This window comes from Olivibacter sp. 47, assembly GCF_030372825.1.
Lineage (GTDB): Bacteria > Bacteroidota > Bacteroidia > Sphingobacteriales > Sphingobacteriaceae > Olivibacter > Olivibacter oleidegradans.
Genome location: NZ_JAUCNR010000004.1, coordinates 1 through 2,916 on the forward strand (window position 1 = coordinate 1; position 2,916 = coordinate 2,916).

Consider the following 2,916-nt stretch of genomic DNA (forward strand, 5'->3'; position numbering starts at 1 on the left):
TTTATCACTGGATCGTAAAAACTTGTCTCCGCAATCGTATGTCCTTTTTGCAGGTTTTCAGCAATCGGTGATTTTTCCTGCTGATGGTCCAGGCTTTTATCATAGGATTAACATTGTTATCTTTTAACTCTTAAGTATTTTGCAAGCAATATAAATCGATATCAAATTCAACATTTAGGGTCTTAGTCACGCTGAAATATCTCGAACCAAGATGAACAGAAGGAGCGCTTTCTTCGTCATTATATATATAAATTGCGCAAGAAAACTCACAATAGTACTTTCCGCTAATACTCTCAAATCCATTTTTATTCGATTCAATGATATCCAAAAGCGCATCCATTTTTTCATGGAAAAGAGCGTATCTATCCGCAGGCGCATCAATAAACCAACCATTCTCCTTTGCTAATCTCGGAAATTTCGGATTCATTCTTTCTCCTTCAACAAAAATCTTTGAAGGATTAATCCCTAATATTGTTGATACCTCGTCATGATCTATGTCACTGAACCCCCACACGCAAAAGCTAAGCTTCACTTCATTTTTCTCCATAATTCAATATTATCAAAGTTCCTTAAGATTTACACCAATAGGTTCACCAGAGCCATTCCCTTCTTTATCCTTTACAAAGCTGTCATACTTGCCGCACCTCCTATTCCTCTCAATAGAAAACTCGCACCAGAAGAAACAGCCGATCTAGTAGCCCGCTAAGCATAACTACCACCTCCTCGAGCACGATCGACCCGGGAAGTACCATTGTTGGCAAGTTTGCCTTATCAACTGACTTTTGCTCTGGCACGGCTATCCGCTACTTAACTGCTCGATTATAAAAGCTTTCTCTGGTCCTCAACCCCAAGACAATTGCTCCCCACTCATATCCTCTCCAGATGCAGCGGCTTTAATATCAAAAAAGTACCGACGGGAGTAATCCCATCCATAGCTCATTAACATTATCCAATAAAGCATTTGTTTCAGGACTTCCTTGCTGCAACTGGGAACGGGTTAGCTGTCCACTGTTATTTTTTCGAATGATGCTGCCGCTACTATTTGCAACAACGCTCCCCTTTTTCTTATTCGGATCATCTTGCTCACTGGCGTTTGCCTCCTGTTCTTAAAAAAGCGGCCGTTTCAGCTGGACCCTCAGGTGCCCAACTTTTAATCCGCTCAGCCCACATCTCATTTGGATCCAATTTGCCAATATAGAGTGGGTTCGCCGTATCCACCTCTTAATATACCGACCCTGCTATGCTAAAGAGGTTTCACGATATTGCAACATTGTCCGAAAAGGAATGCCTGCTCACTACCATTGACCACCTTATCAAAGCAAGCAAGATTTCTTTGATGTGAAAATAAAAAAGCGCGCTATTGTGGGCTTAAAATACCTTCGTTCTCTGAACTTAAAAATGCTTTACTGACAATTCATTAAGCATCACTGCTGCTTGATTGTAAATTGATGTATTTTCTTCTCTAATTTCAAAATCCTGAGCGATACATTCAAACATATTGTCGTGAAATGTTAATATAAAATGTCTATACATTTCCCATTTCTTGGGATTGTATTGTGGGTGTATCTTTTCTATATCCTGCAGTGATTTAATTAAATCGGAATTTTTGAGCTCATAAAATGAATAAGACTTCATACCAAGCTTACTATATGGATGTCCCTGTATTGTTTCTTCCCCTGGTAATCCAAATATATATTTTAAATACACTTTAAATTTCAAAGCAAAAATACCAGTATCATAAATGGTATTACGCTCTTGAGGAATGGCCGATGAATTCTGTTTATCTGCATAAAAGGCAATAAAAAGCTCATTATCGTTTGACAATATTGTTGGTGATGGCGAACCAAAATCCATCTCAAAAAGACCTTTTATTTCTACTAATTCCATTAATTTATTATGTATTCTGACGGTATTGGGTCAATACGGAAAAATCTGACCATCCAAAAACCAGCCCATAAAATGATAGCATCATATTTACAGGTTCTTCTTCAATTCGGTTAAGCTGGTCAATCCGGAATGGAATCTAGCGTTCTGTAATCCGAAATCTCAAATTAAACTCTGTTGTAAAATTCTGGATGTTTACCTTTCCAATATCTTTCAAATTCTTTCACCTTTAATTCATAATTATTCTCGTTAAAAAAATTGTCTATTAACCTATAATGCTTATAAAGCACGGAAGAAATATGATCTATTTGTTTCTTGTAGCATATATCATTTTCATTTTCATTTCGGAAATAATTAGATTTAGGAACCTTTTCATCGTCTTGCACTAAGTATTCTAACAAATTAAAGAGGTTTATCTGGTAATCCTGCTTACTTTCTTTGTAAAGCAATGCATAGAACTCTCGAAAGTATTTTTCTATTCTAATAACAAAGTTACTTGAACTAAATTCAATCATATACGATTGACCTTCGTTTAACTCTTTTCTTTTATGAAAACCATATATTTCAATAAGCCTTTTAAAAAACTCGTAAATATATTTTACAAAATGCTGTTCCATCTTTCAATATTATTTTTTAACCATTCTAGAAAAATCGTCAGTCCAAGAATAGCCATTTTTTTGTAGATATCTAATTTCTTGCGCAAGGACTGAATTAGGATCAAGTCTTGCAGGATTATATTGTCCGGAAAATATGACATCATCACCTCTTTTAACCACGCCTTGTAAAAACTCTACATTTTTACGCATTGTCCATGCATCATCAGTCACATCAAGAAAGTTCGCTCCAATCTTCTTAGCAAATTCCCTATAATTCGCTCGTGGTCCAATCACACTTATTCCCTTAGCGGCATTTCCAAACCAACTTTTAGGTAGAAGTTTAAATAACCATGACTTCGGAAATAATTCACCCGCTCCCGCAGTCGCTATATCTAGACCCAAACCAACCACAAAAGCCGTTTGCGCCTTCGTATCA

General features: G+C 36.6%; 4 protein-coding genes. All 4 read right to left on the reverse strand.

The genetic code is table 11. The features are described 5' to 3' along the window. Positions 1-130: 130 nt before the first annotated feature. Positions 131-547 (reverse strand): DUF4279 domain-containing protein, encoded by a 417-nt coding sequence (locus QT327_RS27985; protein WP_289554478.1) that lies wholly within the window; start codon positions 545-547, stop codon positions 131-133. Positions 548-1,392: 845 nt separating this feature from the next. Beyond that, positions 1,393-1,887 (reverse strand): hypothetical protein, encoded by a 495-nt coding sequence (locus QT327_RS27990; RefSeq protein WP_289554479.1) that lies wholly within the window; start codon positions 1,885-1,887, stop codon positions 1,393-1,395. Positions 1,888-2,051: 164 nt separating this feature from the next. Beyond that, positions 2,052-2,501, reverse strand: a complete 450-nt coding sequence (locus tag QT327_RS27995) for a hypothetical protein (RefSeq protein ID WP_289554480.1) — start codon at positions 2,499-2,501, stop codon at positions 2,052-2,054. A gap of 9 nt (positions 2,502-2,510) precedes the next feature. Beyond that, on the reverse strand, positions 2,511-2,916 hold a 406-nt coding region (locus QT327_RS28000; RefSeq protein ID WP_289554481.1), incomplete at its 5' end, for a hypothetical protein.